The organism is Sphaerospermopsis sp. LEGE 08334 (assembly GCF_015207205.1).
In the GTDB taxonomy this organism is placed as follows: domain Bacteria; phylum Cyanobacteriota; class Cyanobacteriia; order Cyanobacteriales; family Nostocaceae; genus Sphaerospermopsis.
Map to the genome: position 1 here is coordinate 1 of NZ_JADEXH010000004.1, position 19,912 is coordinate 19,912.

15 protein-coding genes are annotated in these 19,912 nt (G+C 35.5%); 8 read left to right on the forward strand and 7 right to left on the reverse strand.

Annotation, left to right across the window (positions count from 1 at the left end; genetic code table 11):
• Nucleotides 1–427: 427 nt before the first annotated feature.
• Entirely contained in the window at nucleotides 428–1,711 is a 1,284-nt protein-coding gene (locus IQ237_RS03210) for an ABC transporter ATP-binding protein (protein WP_194052246.1), read from the reverse strand.
• Nucleotides 1,712–1,740: 29 nt separating this feature from the next.
• Complete coding sequence (locus IQ237_RS03215) at nucleotides 1,741–2,574, reverse strand: ABC transporter permease (RefSeq protein WP_194052248.1); 834 nt, start codon at nucleotides 2,572–2,574, stop codon at nucleotides 1,741–1,743.
• A gap of 828 nt (nucleotides 2,575–3,402) precedes the next feature.
• On the opposite strand from IQ237_RS03215, the gene IQ237_RS03220 reads away from it, so the two are divergent.
• The 5 genes from IQ237_RS03220 (at nucleotide 3,403) to IQ237_RS03240 (ending at nucleotide 10,239) form a co-directional block, all read left to right on the forward strand.
• A complete protein-coding gene (locus tag IQ237_RS03220; protein ID WP_194052250.1) occupies nucleotides 3,403–4,857 on the forward strand; it encodes a bifunctional 2-polyprenyl-6-hydroxyphenol methylase/3-demethylubiquinol 3-O-methyltransferase UbiG in 1,455 nt (484 codons plus the stop codon).
• Complete coding sequence (locus tag IQ237_RS03225; RefSeq protein ID WP_194052252.1) at nucleotides 4,850–5,884, forward strand: glycosyltransferase family 4 protein; 1,035 nt, start codon at nucleotides 4,850–4,852, stop codon at nucleotides 5,882–5,884. The genes IQ237_RS03220 and IQ237_RS03225 overlap by 8 nt, the downstream gene beginning before the upstream one ends.
• A gap of 15 nt (nucleotides 5,885–5,899) precedes the next feature.
• Nucleotides 5,900–7,969 carry a glycosyltransferase gene (locus IQ237_RS03230; protein ID WP_194052254.1) on the forward strand — a complete coding sequence of 690 codons (2,070 nt, stop codon included), beginning with the start codon at nucleotides 5,900–5,902 and terminating at the stop codon, nucleotides 7,967–7,969.
• Nucleotides 7,947–8,882: a bifunctional 2-polyprenyl-6-hydroxyphenol methylase/3-demethylubiquinol 3-O-methyltransferase UbiG gene (locus tag IQ237_RS03235; RefSeq protein ID WP_194052256.1), complete on the forward strand. Its 936-nt coding sequence runs from the start codon at nucleotides 7,947–7,949 to the stop codon at nucleotides 8,880–8,882. The genes IQ237_RS03230 and IQ237_RS03235 overlap by 23 nt, the downstream gene beginning before the upstream one ends.
• A gap of 196 nt (nucleotides 8,883–9,078) precedes the next feature.
• Nucleotides 9,079–10,239: a glycosyltransferase family 1 protein gene (locus IQ237_RS03240; RefSeq protein ID WP_194052258.1), complete on the forward strand. Its 1,161-nt coding sequence runs from the start codon at nucleotides 9,079–9,081 to the stop codon at nucleotides 10,237–10,239.
• A 172-nt stretch (nucleotides 10,240–10,411) separates the two neighbouring features.
• On the opposite strand, the gene metK is transcribed toward IQ237_RS03240, so the two are convergent.
• The 3 genes from metK to IQ237_RS03255 form a co-directional block, all read right to left on the reverse strand.
• Entirely contained in the window at nucleotides 10,412–11,596 is a 1,185-nt protein-coding gene (gene metK / locus IQ237_RS03245) for a methionine adenosyltransferase (protein WP_194052260.1), read from the reverse strand.
• A 62-nt stretch (nucleotides 11,597–11,658) separates the two neighbouring features.
• A complete protein-coding gene (locus IQ237_RS03250) occupies nucleotides 11,659–14,637 on the reverse strand; it encodes a cation-translocating P-type ATPase (protein WP_194052262.1) in 2,979 nt (992 codons plus the stop codon).
• Nucleotides 14,597–15,181, reverse strand: coding sequence for a DUF5132 domain-containing protein (locus tag IQ237_RS03255; RefSeq protein ID WP_194052264.1), 585 nt, complete (start codon nucleotides 15,179–15,181; stop codon nucleotides 14,597–14,599). Before IQ237_RS03255 ends, IQ237_RS03250 begins: the two co-directional genes overlap by 41 nt.
• Nucleotides 15,182–15,461: 280 nt before the next feature.
• On the opposite strand from IQ237_RS03255, the gene IQ237_RS03260 reads away from it, so the two are divergent.
• Nucleotides 15,462–15,923, forward strand: a complete 462-nt coding sequence (locus tag IQ237_RS03260) for a pyridoxamine 5'-phosphate oxidase family protein (RefSeq protein ID WP_194052266.1) — start codon at nucleotides 15,462–15,464, stop codon at nucleotides 15,921–15,923.
• A 95-nt stretch (nucleotides 15,924–16,018) separates the two neighbouring features.
• Here the strand turns inward: IQ237_RS03260 and IQ237_RS03265 are convergent, their stop codons facing one another.
• Both IQ237_RS03265 and IQ237_RS03270 read right to left on the reverse strand, forming a co-directional pair.
• On the reverse strand, nucleotides 16,019–16,213 hold the full coding sequence (locus tag IQ237_RS03265) for a hypothetical protein (protein ID WP_194052268.1): 195 nt from the start codon (nucleotides 16,211–16,213) through the stop codon (nucleotides 16,019–16,021).
• A 189-nt stretch (nucleotides 16,214–16,402) separates the two neighbouring features.
• Complete coding sequence (locus IQ237_RS03270; RefSeq protein ID WP_194052276.1) at nucleotides 16,403–17,026, reverse strand: HPF/RaiA family ribosome-associated protein; 624 nt, start codon at nucleotides 17,024–17,026, stop codon at nucleotides 16,403–16,405.
• 453 nt (nucleotides 17,027–17,479) lie between these two features.
• Here IQ237_RS03270 and IQ237_RS03275 point away from each other — a divergent pair, with 453 nt between their 5' ends.
• Both IQ237_RS03275 and IQ237_RS03280 read left to right on the forward strand, forming a co-directional pair.
• Nucleotides 17,480–18,700: a phosphatidylserine/phosphatidylglycerophosphate/cardiolipin synthase family protein gene (locus IQ237_RS03275; RefSeq protein WP_228019601.1), complete on the forward strand. Its 1,221-nt coding sequence runs from the start codon at nucleotides 17,480–17,482 to the stop codon at nucleotides 18,698–18,700.
• A gap of 138 nt (nucleotides 18,701–18,838) precedes the next feature.
• Nucleotides 18,839–19,678 (forward strand): metallophosphoesterase, encoded by an 840-nt coding sequence (locus IQ237_RS03280; protein WP_194052281.1) that lies wholly within the window; start codon nucleotides 18,839–18,841, stop codon nucleotides 19,676–19,678.
• Nucleotides 19,679–19,912 lie beyond the last annotated feature (234 nt).

A 19,912-nucleotide genomic window follows, 5' to 3' on the forward strand; every position in this document is an offset into this window, starting at 1 on the left:
GATCTGAATGCTGCAATTAATTTATCGCGTTTGGCTAAAGCGTGAAAGTCTACCGAGGGATAACTGCTCCCATGCTCCCGTTGAAGTAGAAAGTAAAGTCTAGTTTTGTCTAGGTTTTATATAGCAGGTAGTCAAGAAGGATGAATATCACAGGTTGTTTAATCAGGGGTTGCTGAATAAATCTGAAAACTTTACAGGTAAAGGGTTTTAGCTAGGGCTTGCTGAATAAATGTAAAACCCAGATAAATCAAAGAGTTGAGGCTGATACACAGAAAAATAAGTGCAAGGATTTTAAAGGATGTACCATCAAAAGCGTGCATTTTGGGTCTGATAAATCAGGAAATTATAGGATGACAGATAGCTGAAACTGTTCCCTGTTAAGAGTTCCCTGTTCCCTTGCCTTCACAGATAACTTTCTCAGCAAACCTTAGTTAGCTTTTTTGTATCGGTTTTGGCAAAGATTGAATCTAATACAAGATTGTAAATCTATCAAGCCATCACAATAACTACCGTTATGGACTTCAAAAACTACCAGTTCATCCACCCAGTCATAACTTACCCCTGTTTCGGAATGTATACCCACCGTAATCGTATAAACCCCCTTATTCATTAAGCAGGGGACTTGAAACACTACTTGTAATTGTTGATTTTGTTGAATATCCGGTAATTTAATCTGCTGTAAGTGGGTGTTAGTGCCATAAATTACTAAACCCATGAGATTTCTTAAGGATATACCAACAACTAAATCAGAAAGTTCTGCTTGAGCTTGGATTAATATACTAATTTCAAAACTCTTACCTGTCTCTAGTTTGGTGACTGCTTCACCCTGGTAGTCTAGAATAGTCACCTCTTGAATGAGTGCTAACTGATTACCATGTCTACTGATATTTTCATGGTGATTATTTTGACTAATGCTATCAGGCTGGTCAATTAATTGGGCGCTCTGAGTAATTCTGGTTTCGATTTCCGGCTGATCATCTGCGCTTAACAAGGCAATATAATGGTTAACTACATCCTTAGGATTGCCTATTTCTAGCATTCTGCCACAATTCATCAATATAGCGCTATGACATAACATTTTGACACTACTGGCATCATGGGAAACAAATAATATAGTTACGCCCTGTTCTTTGAGTTGACGAATTCGCTTCATACAGCGAGCTTGAAACTTTGCATCCCCCACAGCTAAAGCTTCATCTACTATCAAAATACTCGGTTCTGTATGAGCGACTACCGCAAAAGCTAACCTGACCACCATCCCACTAGAATAAGTCTTCACAGGATGGTCAATAAAATCCCCAATTTCCGCAAAAGCTGCTATGTCATCAAACTTAGCTGTTATTTCTTCTCGACTTAAGCCTAAAATTTGACCGTTAAAAAATACGTTTTGTCTCCCAGTAAACTCTGGGTTAAATCCGCTACCTAGCTCCAGGAGGGCGGATACCCTACCATTAACAAATACTTCACCTGTGGTTGGGGTGAGGGTTCCGGCGATAATTTGTAAAAGTGTGCTTTTACCAGAACCATTTTGACCAATAATTCCTAGAGTTTCCCCCTGGGGAACCTGTAAATTAATATCCCGGAGCGCCCAAAATTCTTGGGCGTAGTTTTTATTTGGTAGTAAAATTTCCTTGAGCTTATCTACTGGACGAGGATAACGCTTGTAAGATTTGGAGATGTTCTTTAGTGAAATGGCAATTTCCTCACCCATACGATCCTAATTAATTGGTAAAAACTTGGCTACAAGACATCAGCAAAAGCCGGACGCAGCTTTTTATAAACGGTAAACCCAAAACCAAATATAATCAAGGCGACTAAACTAGCAACCGCCCATTCTCCCCAATGTTGCACCTTTCCCACTAAAATTAAATCACGATATACTTCGGCGATCGCCGTTAGGGGATTTAACCAAAATACCCAATTGCGCCAATTTTCGGGAATTGCTGATGCGGGATAAATAATTGGTGTTAAATACAACCAGATATTTAAAACTACCCCCAGGGTTTGGGGAACATCACGCAAAAAAACCGTCAACCCAGCAGCTAAATAACCCAAACCGGTGGTTAACAGTAATTGGGTTAACCAAACTAAGGGTAACAACGCCAGGGTAGTATGTAATGTGTGAGTTTGGATAGCCACAAATACAATCAACGCCATCAAACCAAAGGAACTTTCAATGAAAGTAGATAAAATTGGTACTAATGGTAATAAAGCCAGGGGAAAGACTACCTTTTTAACTAAATTTGGCTGTCCTACCACGCAACCGGCAGACTGGAGTAGTCCCCCAGAAAAAGCAATCCAGGGAAGCAAACCCGCAAATAACCACAATCCAAAGGTAAAATTATTTTCCGGTAGACTGGTGATGGTTAACTTGACCCTCAAAACAATGGCAAATACGTAAGTATAAATTAGCAGTTGTGAAAGCTGATTTACCAATGGCCACAAATTCCCCAGTATTGATCCCTTATACCGCGCTTCTAAGTCTCGCCTGACTAGGGTTCTGAGTAAATCCAATTTAGCCCTTAACTGCTGATTTATTGGCAGTATATTCCTCAGCTTTCGAGGGTATCCCATAATTCCCACTAATTATTCCTTACTTATGAATGATTACTAATAGCGTTTTCTGATTATAAAGCCCAACACTGTCTAAACCATAATCTGTTTCCTCCTTTTCATAGACAACTTCTACTACATAATGATCAATTTTGGGAACAATTCTGACTTGATTGAGATCACAATAGTCTACTTTTGTAGGAATGTGAATCTGACTATATATGACTATATTTTTGTTATTCAAACCCAATACTCGATTTCTATAAAAAATTGGGTATATTTTTGAGAAAACGTCAGTGCGATCGCGATCAGTGAGAAGAGTTAACTACTGCCAAAATTTAGCTAAAATTACTGAGATTTTCTCTAGAAATGATATATTTAAACCACACCTATCTTTAAGGTAGAGCTAGAACTAGTTTTTTTTAAACCATGTTAGTCACTGTTCATCTGATGATAGGATAAGGATACATCTTAATTCAATACTGTTCGGTTAAGGATTTTTGTAGGTTGGGTTGAACAAAGTGAAACCCAACAAATGTCTAGGACTTACGCACTGTACAAATTCACCATGATGTGCATGAACGAGAATCCGTCGTTTCAGGCTTTTAGCGATTAACTTCCGATCAATAGCGAACTGCTTGCAGCAGCGCTTCGCTATCGCCCAAAAATAATTAAAAAATCACGTTAAAATGCCCGAAACCCATACATCATATTTGGTTGATGCTGTCAATGCGTAAGTCCTAATGTCTATAAATGTTGGTTTTCGTTCCTCAACCCAACCTACAGAATTTTATTTTTTGGGCTTAACCGAAAAGTATTGCATCTTAATTTAGTTATATCTGTTGAGCCATGATCGGAGAAAACAATCCTGAAATTAACGTTGATGAATTAATGGCTAAGATCCGCGATGAGGTGGCTAAACGAAAAGGTCGCCCTCAAGGAGTCATAAAATCATCTGATGCAGATACAAGTAATCTGACATTACACCTGAGTTATATTGAATCTTTCCTCAAAAATGCTGAGAATAGGGCATATACTCGCACCAAATGGCCTGATAAACTCAACCGCTTTCCTTTTAATCTGAGCAAAAAGTTACAAAAAGCGACTTTAAAGTTATTAAATTTTCTCTTCAAAGACCAAAGAGAAATAAATTTTAATTTGCTCCAAGCTCTCAGAGAATCTGTATTTATTAACGGACAACTAATAGCAGAAATCTCTAGCTTAAAAACACAGATTAATGAAAATTTAAAAACAGTAGACACTAAACTACAAAGTAACCATGAGTATCTACAAACAGTAGACAATAAACTACAAAATAATTATGAGCATCTACGAATAGTAGACACTAAATTACAAACCACCCATGAGCGCCTAGAGACAGTAGATGCTCAAATACAAAGTAACTACGAGCATCTACGAGTATTAGACACTAAACTACAAACTAGCCATGAGCGCCTAGAGACAGTAGATACTCAACTACAAGCCACCCATGAGAACTATATCAGAAATGACAGCTATGTGAAAAATGATCTCTTGCAGCAGAAGTGGTTAATAGGATTATTTTTAGAGGAAGCACGGCGACGATTACCCGCACCTTTTGATCAAGAACAGCTGCAAACCTTTGTCAATGAAGATGAACATTTGTTAGATGCTTTCTATGTGGCTTTTGAAGATTATTTCCGGGGTAGCCGTGAGGATATATTAAATAGATTAAAAGTATATTTACCTCTGATTGAGCAAGCCAATATTGGCACACCAGACGCGCCTATTTTAGATGTAGGCTGTGGGCGGGGTGAATGGTTAGAATTACTCAGGGACTCTGGATATATATCTAAAGGTATAGATATCAATAGAGTGATGATAGAGCAATGTCAAGCTAGAGACTTGGATGTTATGGCCGCAGATGTCATCGATTATTTACAAACTTTACCAGAAAACAGTTTGGGTGCTATCACAGGATTTCATATTATTGAGCATTTACCCTTTAAACTATTGATGCGGTTATTTGCAGAAACAGTTAGGGTGCTGAAACCCCAGGGATTAGTAATTTTTGAAACCCCCAATCCTGAGAATGTTTTAGTAGGTAGCAATAATTTTTATTTAGATCCCACCCATCACCATCCATTACCTAGTGCTACAATTCAGTTTATGGCTGAAATATCTGGTTTATGTAATATCCAAGTGATGAAATTACATCCATATCCAGAGAATCAACAAGTTGCAGGTGAAGATTTAGCCCAACGCTTTAATCATTACTTTTATGGTTGCCAAGATTATGCAATTATAGGTTATAAACATGAGTAGCTATAAAATTGCAGTTGTAGTACCACGTATGCTCAGTGGGGAAACTGGAGGCGCAGAAAGGTTTTTTACAGGTCTTGTCAATTCCCTCAATACCACAACTACATCCGCAGATATGGTTGAGGTCTTAATTAATGAATCTAGCTTTGAAACCATACAAGAATCATATTTACGTTGCTATGATTTAGACCTTTCTGCTTATGATGGGGTAATTTCTACCAAAGCTCCTACTTTTTTGCTGCGTCATCCTAATCATATATGCTATTTGGTTCATACAATCAGAGTATTTTATGATATGTTTGAGCAGGAATTTGGTAAAGGGAATCAAGTTTTAAAAACTCAAAGAGAAACTATTCAACAACTAGACACAGGAGCCTTACGACCTCCAAGAACTAAAAAAGTTTTTACTATTGGTAACGAAGTTAGTCAAAGACTAATGCAGTGGAATGGTGTAAAAAGTGAAGTTTTACATCCAGCACTAGTATTAAACAATTTTAGCAGGGGGAAATATGACCATATATTTTTACCAGGAAGGCTACACCGCTGGAAGCGAGTAGATTTAGTGATTAAAGCAATGACTCACCTCCGGTACCCCATGAACCTGAAAATTGCCGGTACGGGAGAACAGGATCAAGAATTACGCACACTCAGTGAGACAGATAAGCGGATAGAATTTTTAGGTCGAGTTTCCGATGAAGAACTGTTAAACTTATATGCGAATGCTTTAGTAGTACCCTTTGTACCCATCAGAGAAGATTATGGCTATGTAACTTTAGAGGCTTTTTCTCATTTTAAACCAGTGATTACTTGCCAAGATTCTGGAGAATCTTTACAGTTTGTTAAGGACGGTATAAATGGTTTAGTGGTTCCGCCTAAACCCAAGGAAATCGCTAAAGCCATAGAATACTTTATTAAAAACCCAGAACAAGCTAAAATCATGGGGGAGCGAGGAAAAGTTGCCATTAGTCACATTAACTGGTTAAATATATCTCAGAGGTTATTAAGTGTTTTGCAAAATAACAATGAATAAGAAAAGTTAATCAAAATGACGCAAAAACAAATTTTCCGAGTGACTGTTTTAGATATGCAACCCATTGATCCACCTATTGGGGGTGGGAGACTGCGCCTACTAGGACTATATCACGGCATGGGTGACTGTCTTCCTACTACATATATCGGATCCTATGACTGGGAGGGAGAAAAATATCGACATCATCGGTTGAGTAAAAATTTAGAGGAAATTGATATTCCTTTGAGTGAGCAACACTTTGTTGAATGTGCTAAATTGCAGTCCCGCTTGGGTGGTAAAACAATTATAGATTCTTGCTTTAATTTGCTAGGGCATTATTCTAGTGAATTTGTCGAAACAGCAAAAAGCAAAGTCGCTGAATCAGATATTGTAATTTTCTCTCATCCCTGGGTTTACCCATTAGTCAGGGATTCATTACGACACCCTTCCCAGCTTGTCGTTTACGATTCTCACAATGTAGAAGGTTTATTAAGAACAAGTTTATTAGATGATGGTGGATTAGGAACTGAAATTGCTCAAAATGTAGTGAGCATAGAATATGCTCTGTGTCACAACTGCGATTTAATTCTGGCTTGTTCCCAGGAAGATAGAGAATTATTTAATAAATTATATAATATTCCCTTTAGTAAAATAGCTATTGTTCCCAATGGTGTATTTACAGATAAAATTCCCTATGTAAGTGGTAGTCACAAAAAAATAGCCAAGAAAAAATTAAATTTAGGAGATACTCCACTGGCTATTTTTATGGGTAGCTCTTATCTACCCAACATTGAAGCAGCCAGGTTTATTATTGATGAATTAGCTCCAGCTTTACCTAATATACAGTTTGCCATCTGTGGCGGTGTCTGTGATCAATTTAGCAACGGCGAACTAGAAAAAAGAAATATTAGTAATGTTATTCTCACAGGGTTTTTAAAGGAGAGTGAAAAACTTAACTATTTAGCTGCATCTGATATAGCCATTAACCCTATGTTTTCCGGTTCAGGTACAAATATCAAGATGTTTGACTTTATGGCTGCTGGGTTACCTGTCATTTCAACACCAATTGGTGCTAGGGGTATTTTTCAAGGTTCAGAAACAGCCATCCATATTTGCACAGCAGAAGAGTTTAGGAGTAGTATCCCAGCAATTATTGAAGATAAAGTCTATAGCAATGTTCTGGGTACAGTAGCCAGAAGTGTAGTAGAAAGAAAGTATTCTTGGCAAAAAATCTCCCATGATTTAGGTTTTTTGCTTCATAGAACTATGTTAAATATAAGTAACAATATTCCCTTTTTTAGTGTCATTGTTCCTACCTATGAAAGACATGATAAATTAGCAAAATTATTAGAGCTACTACAAAATCAGAGATATAAAGAATTTGAAATTATTATAGTTGACCAAAGTAGAACATCATGGAAAGAAAAAGACAATTATCCTAATTTAGACATTGTTTATATTCATACTAATATTAAAGGAGCAGTAATAGCGAGAAATACAGCAGCCTACTACGCTAGAGGAAAAATTATAGCTTTCACTGATGATGATTGTCAACCCAGATCGGATTGGCTGATAAATAGCATAAAATACTTTGAATCTCAGGATGTAGTTGGCGTAGAAGGACTGATTATTTCTGATAAAGTTTACGATATAAATTACCGTCCTGTAACAAATTTAGGATTTGAAGGAATCGGGTTTATGACAGCAAATTTACTAGTTAGACGCGAAGTATTTATGGCTGTTGATGGATTTGATGAACGTTTTGATAATCCACATTTTCGTGAAGATACTGATTTAGGTTGGAGAATTGCCCAGTATGGTAAAATTCCTTTCGCTCATGATGTTTGTGTGTTTCACCCTCCTCATCTCCGCACTAATAAGGGTGAAAGTCTGGAAGAAAGAAACCGATTTTTTGAGAAAGATGTTTTATTGATGCAAAAACACCCAGAAAGATACCGAGAACTGTTTTTAAGTGAGTCTCACTACAAAAATACTCCGGGTTTCCGGGAAAACTTCCTCAGAGGGATGAAAAAATATAATGTAAAAGTTGATGATTTTTATTTGAAGTTTTTAGGAGTGACTCATGAAATTTACACAAAAGATTAGTAACATTATACGTCACTTATTTTCCGATGATAAGATAAATTTAAATTCATCAAACATGGTAAAAGTTGAAAGAGAGAATAAACGAAATTTTCAGGATTTTACTTTAGTGGAGCAAATTCTTTTACATTCTCAAATTAGTTCCTTATTATCAACAGATATCCCACCAATAATTCAAACACATTTGAGTTCATCTCAAAAGTTATTGAATGAAATCAAAGATATAGTTGGTAGCAAAGGACATGGTGAGTATTTTCAAGCATCAGTGCCTAGATACTTGCATTACTTGGCAGCTGCAATGACACTAAAAGATAAGTCATTAATTTTAGATGTGGGTTCTGCTCCAGGACATGTTGGTATTGCCTTACATTTACTCGGTATGAAGGTTTTCGGTATCAATTTGAATGAAGATTGGCGCCATACATATCCTTCCCTTGAGTGGGTGGAAAAGTTAGGCGTAATAGAACATAATTTTGAGCAAGAAATTCTTCCCTATGATGATAATTCTTTTGATGCAGTGTACTTCACTGAAGTTTTAGAACATATAGCACTAAAAGATCCGTTAGAAGTATTATCAGATTTAAGAAGAGTTCTAAAAAAAGATGGTTTGTTGATTTTATCAACACCAAATGTATGCAATATTTCCAATATATATGCACTTCTGAATGAAGTTAATATTTTTTGGCAGCCTGAAATATTTTATGGTAGTTTAGATAGGCATAACCGTGAGTATACTCCAAAAGAAGTTTACAATGTTGTAGAAAAATCTGGTTTTCGAGATATCCAAATGTATGGGATTAACAGTTATTGTAACTGGCGTTCTGGTACAGAAGATTATCCTTATAAAATAATTGATGCCCTTGGAGATAATCATCCGTTATTAAGAAATACAATAATTGTTTTAGCAAAAAAATAAAAAAATGTATAACCAATAGAGTAAATTACTACGTTTATTATTAATATCAGTTTTAACAAGTGTTGCTGGGTTACTTTATTTTTAAAGAAACAATTCCTCTCACTCGTCTAATAGGTTTGAGTTCTATTATCGCTGGAGTGATTTTAGTAGTTTGGCAAAAATGACCTATTAATTTGATAAGATTTGATAAAATTTGATGCTGAAAATCCTCATTGATGCTACCCCAGTACAACCCCAACCGAGTGGGATTGGGTTTTATGTAGCTAATTTAATATCTGCTCTGAGTGCAATACAAACAGAAGATAATTTTGAGTTAGGAATAGTTTATCAACCAGGTTTAAAAAAGTGGTTACGGGGTGATTTGGGCTTCCCTGATACTCTGAAACATTACCCCCATCGTCATGTATTCCCCTTACCGGTAAGACTATCAAATTTACTCTTAGCTTCAGGGTTTAAACCTGGTTTATCTTACTGGGAAAAATATTTTGACTCTCCAGATATCTTACACGGTACTAATTACTCAGTCTACCCTTGTCAAAATAGCCTCAAGGTGATGAATATATATGATTTGACATTTATCAAATATCCTCAGTATGTAGATTCAGTTGTCACAACATATACAGAAAGAGTGCGGCGCTGTTTACAGTGGACAGATTTAGTATTAACAATTTCCGAAAGCTCTAAACAAGATATTATCGAATATTTGCACGTAGCACCGGAAAAAATTTATGTAACTCCCTTAGCTAGTCGTTATAATCCATCCTTCTTAGATCAAGCAAATATTCATAAATGGGAAAAACAAATTAAATATGATTTTTCTCAACCTTATATTCTGTTTGTCAGCACCATAGAACCCAGAAAAAACATTGAGAATATCATTACTGCATTTAATTTATTAAACCAAAAATATCAAATTCCTCATCAATTAGTCTTAATAGGTAATAAAGGATGGAACTACAAGCCAATATTTGCAGCGATTGAAAATTCACCTTGGCAAAACAAAATTCACCATTTACAATACCTCAATAACCAATTAGTAGGATTATTTTACTCCCAAGCTGATGTATTTGTTTATCCATCCTATTATGAAGGATTTGGTTTACCTGTCTTAGAAGCAATGACTTTAGGCGCACCTGTGGTCACTGGGAATACTTCTTCCCTCCCAGAAGTTGCGGGAGATGCAGCTATATTAATTGACCCCAAAGACCCGATGCAGTTAGCTGAGGCTATTCTACAAGTAATTAGTAATTCTCAGTTACGCCAAGAATTAATTAATAAAGGTAGAGACAGAGCCAAATTATTTTCCTGGGAAAGAACAGCAAAAGCCACATTACAAGCCTATCAAAGTATTATTTAATCATCAATAAGTAGGGGATGCTGAATAAGGGTATACCCTTCAAAACCGTGCATTTTGAAACCAAGAAATCCCAAAATGGGGGGATGACAGATAGCTAAAACTGTTCCCTGTTCCCTGTTCCCTGCCTCCACGAAAAGACTTTCTCAGCAACCCCTAATTATTAACCCCAAATTCAAAATACACCCACCTTATCCAACTTTTCCCAAGGTAATTCTATATCAATTCTACCCACATGACCATAAGCAGCAAGCTTGCGATAAAACCCACCTTTAGTTAAAGAAGGTAAAAACCTTAAATTAAATTGTTTAATAATTCCTGCTAACCGAAAATCAAAATGTTTCTCTAAAATTGCCGTTATTTCCTCATCAGAAATCTTCCCAGTGCCAAAAGTTTCTACCTGTACACTCACAGGTCGAGAAAGTCCGATAGAATAACTTAATTGTACTTCGCACTCATCAGATAATTTAGCAGCAACAACATTTTTAGCTGCATATCTAGCAACATAAGCCCCAATTCTATCTATTCTAATGGGGTCTTTACCACTTAACGCCGAACCGCTATGTTTAGAATATTCACCATAGGTATCAATAGCGTTTTTTCTACCAGTTAAACCTGCATGGGTAGTAGGTCCACCAATAATAAATGGTCCATCAGGATTAATAAATATTCTAGTTTTAGCATCAGGTTTAATTGCTTCATTTGCAAACACAGGAGCAATTACAGTTTCTCTAATATCATCATGTAATTGTTGTAAATTTGGTTTTGCCGATTGATTTTGACTAGCGATAACTGTAATACTGTGAATCCTATAAGGTTGACGATTTTTATATTCAACACCTACCTGAGTTTTACCATCTGGGGTAAGATAAGGGAGAATTTTTTGCTTTCTCACTTCACTAATTTGTCTAGCTAATTTATGTGCTAACCAAATCGGTAAAGGCATAAAATTATAAGTTTGATTGCAAGCAAAACCAAAAACTGTAGCTTGATTTTTGACAGTAATTTTCTCTATTTCCGCATTAGATAAATTCTTTTCATCAAATAAATGATGTTCTTCAGGAGGCAGTTCTGTTAAGCTGGTTAAAATACTGCAATTCTTACCATTAAATTCTGTTTGTTGATAACCAACTTGTTCAATTATCTGCCTAGCAATATTAGTAAAATCCACATTGGCACTAGGTTCAAATCTCGCAGCAATAAAAACAATTCCTGTCGATACCGCACATTCTGTAATAATTCTCCCATAGGGATCTTGTTGTAAAAACCTATCTACAATAGCATCACTAATTTGATCGCAAAGTTTATCAGGATGCCCTTCCGTCACAGATTCCGACGTAAACATAAAATCCTTTTTCATAAAAAAATCCTCTCTTTTCTCTGCGTTCTCTGTGCCTCTGTGGTTCGTTATCAAATATCTTATCAACTGATTTTTTTAGTTCCTTCATTCACTAATAGCGGCAACAAAGCACCACCAGAAATTACAGCAGTATCAACCATATTCAACGGGGCAATTTTCAACAAACTCCGTAACTGTGGCACAACCAAAGCCAAAATTTGAATACCAAAAGAACCAACAACAGCAGTCGTTAAATAAGGATTAGGTGGTAATTTTTCCTGACTAAAAATACTGTGTTTTTCAGAACGACTGCTAATAGTATGTAATAACTGCCCAGAAGTCAAAGTCATAAAAGCCAAGGTACTAGCTTGAGGACTAATTCCATATTTAAAAATACCGTAACCATAAGCAGCTAAGGTACTAATAGAAATGACAGCAGATTCAAACACAATTCTCCCAAAATCGGTATTTTTAATAATTGGTTCATTCGGGTTACGAGGAGGTTGATTTAATACATCTGGTTCTGGTGCTTCCATAGCTAAAGAAAGTCCAGGGAAAATATCAGTTACTAAGTTCAACCATAGCAGTTGAATTGCGTTTAAAGGTTCACCAATACCGACTGCGGTAGCGGTGGTCATGACCATAATTTCGCTGAGATTTGTAGCTAAGAGAAAATGTACAGATTTTCTGATATTGTTGTAAATTGTTCTGCCTCTACTAACCGCAATCATCATTGTTTCTAATCTGTCATCTTCTAAGACAATATCAGCAACTTCACGGGCGACATCTGTACCTTCTTTACCCATTGCTACACCGACTTGGGCAGCTTTTAATGCAGGTGCATCGTTAATACCATCACCGGTCATAGAAACAACTTTGCCCGATGTCTGCAATGCTTGAACAATTTGCAGTTTATTACTAGGACTAATGCGGGCAAAAACGTCTACTTTGTCACTGAGTGCTGCTAATGCTTCCGGGGTGAGATTATTGAGGTTATTAGAGTCAAGAATTTCTAATTGAGGATGTCGATTTAATTCTAATTCTTTGGCGATCGCATAAGCTGTAGGACTTTGATCACCAGTAATCATCACCGTATTAATTCCCGCTTCATGAAAGTCGGCAATTAGTTCTTTTGCACCTTTTCTAATTGGATCAGCCATCCCCACCAAACCCAACCAAATTAAATCTGATTCATGATTATTTTGATAATTATTATTATCTACTTCCTCAATATAACCATAAGCTATACCCAAAACTCTTAAAGCTTTTCCTGCTAAACGATCATTTTCTATTTCTATTTTCTGCCGATCTTCTACTGTCAAAGGTACAACTTCACCATTTTTCATCCACCGATGACAAAGTTGTAAAACTTCCGCAGGATTTCCTTTAACTGCCACCATTTGCTGACAATTATGAGTGGCATGAATTGTACTCATGAGGTTGCGATTTTCTGAACGCAAATTAGTTTGCAGCAAAGGATATTTTTCTTTCAATGCCATTACATCTACACCCGCACTAATCGCTGTGTAAATCAAAGCATTTTCTGTAGCTGAACCTGTAACCAGATATTCACCATCATGATTTTTAATAACTTCACTTTCATTACAAAGAATTGCCACATGAATTAATTTTAATAGTTCATTACAGGTGTATGGGTTGATAGTTTCTTCCCCAGTAATAAATTCACCTTCCCTGACTTGAATATATTTACTGTCAGTGACAATTTCTACTACTGACATTTTATTTTCTGTGAGAGTTCCGGTTTTATCTAAACAAATAGTTTGCACAGAACCCAAAGCTTCTACTGCATTTAAACTGCGAACAATAACTTTATTTTTTCGCATATCACGAATGCCTAAAGCAAGGGTTGTGGTAGCAATTGTTGGTAAACCTTCGGGTACTGCTGCAACTGCTAAAGATATAGAAGATTGCAAAATTGCTAATAAATTATATCCCCGTAAAACTCCCATTCCAAACACTAAACCACATAATCCCATACTAATAAAAACCAGTTGACTACCCACTTGATCTAATTGTTTAGCAAGGGGAGTTTGGGTTATTTTTGCTTCAGTAACTAATTGCTGAATTTTACCCATTTCGGTAAATCTGCCTGTAGCAACTACCGCTGCTAAACCCTGTCCATTAATAACTAATGTACCTTTATAAATCATATTCAAACGATCAGCTAAAGGTACATCTTCACCATGTAATAATGTGGGATTTTTAGTAACGGGAACACTTTCCCCTGTTAAAGCAGATTCATCAATAGTTAAATTATCAACTTCAATAATTCTCGCATCTGCGGCAATATAACTACCAGGTTGAAGAACTAAAATATCTCCTAAAACTACATTTTCTGTAGGTATTTCTTGTAGTTTATTATCTCTAATTACCCAAGTTGATTTTTCTGAGCAATTTTTTAGAGAATTAATAATGCGTTCTGACTGACTTTCTGTAACATAACCAATAGCAGCATTTAAACCAACTACACCCAAAATAACGACAGCATCAATAATTCCCCCAGTGAAAATAGAAATTCCCGCAGCCACACCTAATAAAGCAACTGGTAATGATTTAAACTGCTCAATTAACATACTAATTTCTGAGCGTGTTACTGTTGCTGATAACAGATTTTTACCATATTTATTCAGGTATTTATTGGCAGTTTCATTAGATAATCCTGAGCAATGGGAAGTATTTAATGATTGCAGAACATTATCCGCTGTCATTAAATGCCAATTTTCGGTTTTTTGCTCATACTTGGATACAGTTAACTTATCTTTTTTGGTAGGTTTTGCTAATGTTTTAACATCAGTAAATCCAGCCTTATCTTTATATGCCGATAAAGCTTTATCAATAAAATATGCAATTTTTCTATAGCTAACATCTGGTTGAAAAATAACCAAAATATTGCTAGTTAACACATTAGCAGCAACAGAAATAATTTCTGGGTAATTAGCAAGCGATCGCTCCAAATATATCTTTAATGACTGCGAACGATAAAGTTCATCAATTTTATATCTAGCTCTCCCTTTGACACTGCTGTGTATTATTTGAATCACTACTTTGTTGCTCCTGAAATTCCATTGAAACAGTATTAATTGATAAATTTGTTAATTGAGTTTCATCCTCAAAATTTAGTCTGGTAAAAATATCAAAAGCATACCAAGCCAATATATACCAAGGTATTTCTTCTAATTGAAATCCTTTTCTTAACAATTGTTGCAGCGAAAGTAAACCAATTCCTAAAGGTAATATTACTCGTAAATCAGCAACACCATTAGTCATTCTTGCCACATCTGTATTAATATCAGAGATGACATTGATAAAATCTTTTGCTGCTTCTGATTTACCATTTGTGAAATAATTTCCATAAGTTCTAGATGGAAAACTTTCTGGTTTCTCCTTTCTTGCATCTGCGGTTACTTTTTCCACCGTTTCACCCATTTCGGCAACTGCATCCTTAACTTTTTCTGATAACAGAATACTATCTTTAATAGTATTTTGGACTACAGGTTGTTTCATTGCTGATGCAATCGGTAAAATCACAGGTGAAAAGACAATTGCTGTCAAACCTTCAATAATTGTGTCTAATGTAGATGCCATTTTTACATCTCTCCTATTATCAATTTATCCAGTCAATCACTAAAATAGTATAAAAATTACTAGCTATTGCCATCATCCTCAAGTTACATAATTATTTGTAATTCCTAAACAAAATTATCATTTCTCTCTAATTTTTTATAAAAATATTCCTTTAGTTATACACTAAGTAACTTAATTACTAAGGTGAGAATTACACCTATAGACTAATGTAATAGCAACCTAAAAACATTAATACTAAAAAAGATATGAGCTAACCATTACTAAATAAAAAAATACCTAAATGGCAAATTCACAAGAACACAATCAAAAAACTCAGCAGTTGCGTACACTGATTAAAGACATTGACAATGCCATGTTAACTACAGTCGATGATGATGGTAGTTTGCATAGTCGTCCTATGTCAATTTTTAGCGACATTGATGCAGATGGTAAACTTTGGTTTTTTACCTTTGCTGATTCTCATAAAGTCTTAGAAATTCAACGTCGTCAACAAGTAAATGTGAGTTTTTCTTCACCTGATCAACAGCGATATATTTCTATTTCCGGTACAGCAGAACTGGTGAGAGATAGAAATAAATTACAAGAAAAATGGCAACCCGAATTACAAACTTGGTTTCACCAAGGAATAGATGAACCGAATATTGCCTTGCTAAAAGTCAATATTACCAAAGCAGATTATTGGGAAAGTCCATCAAGTTTTAGACCACAAACAATTAGTTTTTTAGAACTCTCTCACCGTTAAGGTAGAATCTATTAGGGGCGAAGCATTCGGAAAATAGCCTGGGAGAAAAATTGATCATTGTTCGCCTGCATGCTTCGCCATTGGAGAAAAATTAATCATTTTTTTGAACTATTTTTGTCAATCTGCTCAATTAATTTCTCTGCCATTTCTACAGATGCAATAATTAATTTCTGTTCCAAATTTCCATAACCTCCCTCATCACTAACTTGAGGGTAAATGTGAGGATTAGATAGCATTGCTGCCAGTAATTGAGATGCTGTTTTTTTCAATTCATTAATTTGTGTATTCATATCCTTTCCAGCCAATAAGTGATCAATTGATAATTGATATTAACAGTTGATAATTGACTATTGTATTCAAACTTGAAAACCTCTCCTTTGAAGGTGAAAAAATCAAAAAATCTGCTGTTTTTATTCTCTTACAGGGAGAGGCAATAATTAATTATCAATTGTTCATTGTCAATTGTCCATTATTAAATCCTACCAATCTAAAGGAGTTTCCACCAATTTTTCTGAAGATTTACCAGCACGCACACCAGGTTTATCAACTATTTTTACAGTGCTTGCTTGCGGTCCTTCTTCCCCATCTTCTAAGGAAAAATGCACACCAGTACCAATTTCTAAACGGTCAAATTCGTGATGTAAAACACTATTTTGGTGAAAATATATTTCCCGTCCATCTAAAGTTTTCAGAAAACCATAGCCATCTTCTCGAAATAATTTTGTTACCAAACCTGTACTTTCTTGAGCTTCCTCATATCTGCCAGATTGTTCACTTGCACGTTGCAGTTGAGTCAGTTTAACTAACTGCTGACGCATAGCATCAAAAGTTTCTCTCACTACTGCATCTAACGGTTGATATTGAACACCCTCACCAGGATTTTTTTCCGCTGCTAGTTCATGGCCAGGCGGAACAGTCAAATCAATTCTCACTCGATAAGGAGAACCACTACGAGGACGATCATGGATTTTTTCAATAGCAATATGACAGCTATTGATGTAATTACAAATATTCTCTAGTTTGGCAATTTTTTCATGAACTAAATTATCAATTGCCTCTGATTTATCTAAATTACGATAGGTAATTTCTGGTTGAATTTTCATACCTTTCTAATCCAAATACTCTCATCCAAATACAAACAAAATACAAAAATGTCGCAACTTACTGGATAGATCCTCAACTTATTTATTTAAGAAGTCGGGGATCTGGATATTAAGTTCTTTAAGCTTGAGTTACTTATCTTTTTATATTTATTGTACATTAATCAATTCTAAACAAAAAAATAATTATTTTTCTTCAACCCAAGGCTAGATATTTTTCAACTAAGTATATACCAAAAGTATGATTTGACTGGTCAATAGGCAAGAATTTTATTTATAATAAAATTATACTTTATACTAAAATTTGTTGTTAAAATAGGTCAAACATTGCATTTTAATTCCAACTTAATTTGGTACATAATCTGGCTCATTGGCGGATTTATCCTGGTTTTATTGGTACTGGTTTTATTCATCCTGTATTTAAGAATTGCTTGGCATAAAAAAGTTAAGTACAGAATGGTAGATGTTCCCAGTTTGGATGAACCTCATTTTCTGCCAGCAATGATGAGTGTGTCAAATTCACTCATTACATCTGGTTATTTACAACAATTTTGGTTTGATATAGATGCTATTTATAAAGCTAGACTAGAGGCAGTAAAACGCGCTCAAAAAACAATTCATTTTGAAACATTTTTCATGACTCCTGGCCAGCGGACTGATGAATTTGCTACAGCATTAATTGAGCGATCGCAAGCTGGAATAGAAGTGCTATTTATAGCAGATTGTATGGGGGTAAACTCAATTTCTCCGCAATATTGGCAACGTTTAAAAGCTGGAGGTGTTGCAGTCAGATTTTTTCATCAATTTAATTGGCAAGCACCCTTTACTTATAACATCCGCACCCACCGCAAATTATTATTAATTGATGGAGAAATTGCCTTTGTTGGTGGTATGGGAGTTTCTGATCATTGGGATGGCATCATGCCTAAAAAAATTATCCCCCCTTGGTTAGATTTGGAAATTTGTTTTACCGGGCAAATTGTTGTTATCCTAGAAGGAATTTTCATGCAACATTGGTTGTATGAAGGTGGTGTAGCCAGTCTCAGAGCAGAACTATTTAAAACTCCAGATGTCGGTGGTTTAAATAATAGTTTAAATAATAGTTTAAATAATAGTTTAAATAATAGTTTAACTATGCTAGTAACCCCTAGTAGTTCACCATCTCCAAGTTCTTCTATCTGCGCCCTTTTTTATACAGCTTTCCTAGCCGCAAAAAAACGCATTTGGATAGCTAGTCCCTACTTTTTACCTGATAGTAACTCTTGGCGAGCTTTATTACAAGCAAAAAAAAGAGGCGTTGATCTTCGTATTCTCACAATGGGATCAAGAAATGATAAACCCTTAGTCTATTATGCAGTACGTCAAGGTTATGGAGATTTATTAAAAGCAGGAATAGAAATCTATGAATATCAACCCAGCATGATGCACGCCAAAGTTTTACTTATTGATGATAATTTTGTCAGTACAGGTAGCACCAACTTAGATCCCCGCAGTATGTTTCATAATGATGAATTGAATATTTCTTTATCTGAGTCTAAATTAGCTCAATTTGTGGAACAGTTTTTTATGAATGGTTTCTCTCGCAGTCATCAGATTAATATATCAGAATGGAGAAAAAGAAGTATTAAACAAAAGTTGTTAGGTAGATTAATGTTATTTTTGCGTTGGCAATTATAAAAGGTAATAATTCAGTATTCAGGAGTCAGTCGTAGGGGCAACCCCCTGTGGTTGCCCTATTGATTCAGGAGTCAAAAGTTAGAATAATAGTATTGAATATAATTCGCCCTTTTAATAAATCATCAACATTGAGTAAATATGATCAAAATACTTTCAGAACCATTAAGCATAGAATCCTTAAATGTAAAAATAAACGGATTACCTAAATATCTACAAAACACTAAAATTGTACAACTTTCAGATTTTCATTATGATGGTTTATTACTAGCAGAAGATTTACTCGCACAAGCAATAGATTTCACCAATCAACTCAAACCAGATTTAATAGTATTAACAGGCGATTTTGTTACTCATAATCCCCAACCAATTTATCAACTAGCCAAACAGTTAAAACATCTGCAAAGTCGCGCTGGTGTTTATGCTATTTTGGGCAATCATGACCTTTATTATACTCACTCCCAAACAGAAATTACTAAAGCTTTAACAGGTGTAGAAATTGAGGTACTTTGGAATCAAATCGCCTATCCTTTAGGTTCACATTTAGCATTAGTAGGACTCGCTGATTTCTGGTCTCCAGAATTTCATCCAGCACCTGTAATGAATTCCTTAGATATTCATATTCCCCGTATTGTTTTATCACATAATCCTGATAGTGCAGTAGTTTTGCAAAATTGGCGCGTAGATTTACAATTATCAGGACATACTCACGGTGGTCAAATTGTGATTCCCGGTGTAGGTTCTTTACCAAATTGGATTTCTTCTTCCCGTCACAAAATACCTGAATTGTTTTGGCCTTGGATACCTTTTATGAAGGGTAAATGGCCAAAAGTCGTAGAAAATTGGCAATGGAGTCAAGGACTACATCAAATAACGACAAATCTAGGTACAAATCAATTGTATGTCAATCGTGGTTTAGGAACTTTCCCCCCCGGACGTTGGTATTGTCCACCCGAAGTAACAGCTATTACACTGGTTTAAAGGAGTCAGGAGTCAGGAGTCAGGAGGATGAACAAATAATTTTCTGTTCCCAATTCCCTATTCCCAATTCCCAATTACCTTTCCAAAAATTCTTTCTTATGGTATAATTAAAAATCTTAGATTTGGGAAACTCCGGTTAAATTCCGGGACTGTGCCGCAGCTGTAAAGCAATGTCAGATTTTAGATTGCTGATTTTAGATGATTGATACTGAGAAAAACCTTGTAACAAAATAA

What these genes read in the sequence shown, in the direction of transcription:
- IQ237_RS03210 (WP_194052246.1), bottom strand. Translation starts at nt 1,711, where the DNA reads ATGGGTGAGGAAATTGCCATTTCACTAAAGAACATCTCCAAATCTTAC.
- IQ237_RS03235 (WP_194052256.1), top strand. Translation starts at nt 7,947, where the DNA reads ATGAAATTTACACAAAAGATTAGTAACATTATACGTCACTTATTTTCC.
- IQ237_RS03225 (WP_194052252.1), top strand. Translation starts at nt 4,850, where the DNA reads ATGAGTAGCTATAAAATTGCAGTTGTAGTACCACGTATGCTCAGTGGG.
- IQ237_RS03275 (WP_228019601.1), top strand. Translation starts at nt 17,480, where the DNA reads ATGGTAGATGTTCCCAGTTTGGATGAACCTCATTTTCTGCCAGCAATG.
- IQ237_RS03265 (WP_194052268.1), bottom strand. Translation starts at nt 16,213, where the DNA reads ATGAATACACAAATTAATGAATTGAAAAAAACAGCATCTCAATTACTG.
- IQ237_RS03230 (WP_194052254.1), top strand. Translation starts at nt 5,900, where the DNA reads ATGACGCAAAAACAAATTTTCCGAGTGACTGTTTTAGATATGCAACCC.
- metK (WP_194052260.1), bottom strand. Translation starts at nt 11,596, where the DNA reads ATGAAAAAGGATTTTATGTTTACGTCGGAATCTGTGACGGAAGGGCAT.
- IQ237_RS03260 (WP_194052266.1), top strand. Translation starts at nt 15,462, where the DNA reads ATGGCAAATTCACAAGAACACAATCAAAAAACTCAGCAGTTGCGTACA.
- IQ237_RS03270 (WP_194052276.1), bottom strand. Translation starts at nt 17,026, where the DNA reads ATGAAAATTCAACCAGAAATTACCTATCGTAATTTAGATAAATCAGAG.
- IQ237_RS03240 (WP_194052258.1), top strand. Translation starts at nt 9,079, where the DNA reads ATGCTGAAAATCCTCATTGATGCTACCCCAGTACAACCCCAACCGAGT.
- IQ237_RS03280 (WP_194052281.1), top strand. Translation starts at nt 18,839, where the DNA reads ATGATCAAAATACTTTCAGAACCATTAAGCATAGAATCCTTAAATGTA.
- IQ237_RS03215 (WP_194052248.1), bottom strand. Translation starts at nt 2,574, where the DNA reads ATGGGATACCCTCGAAAGCTGAGGAATATACTGCCAATAAATCAGCAG.
- IQ237_RS03255 (WP_194052264.1), bottom strand. Translation starts at nt 15,181, where the DNA reads ATGGCATCTACATTAGACACAATTATTGAAGGTTTGACAGCAATTGTC.
- IQ237_RS03220 (WP_194052250.1), top strand. Translation starts at nt 3,403, where the DNA reads ATGATCGGAGAAAACAATCCTGAAATTAACGTTGATGAATTAATGGCT.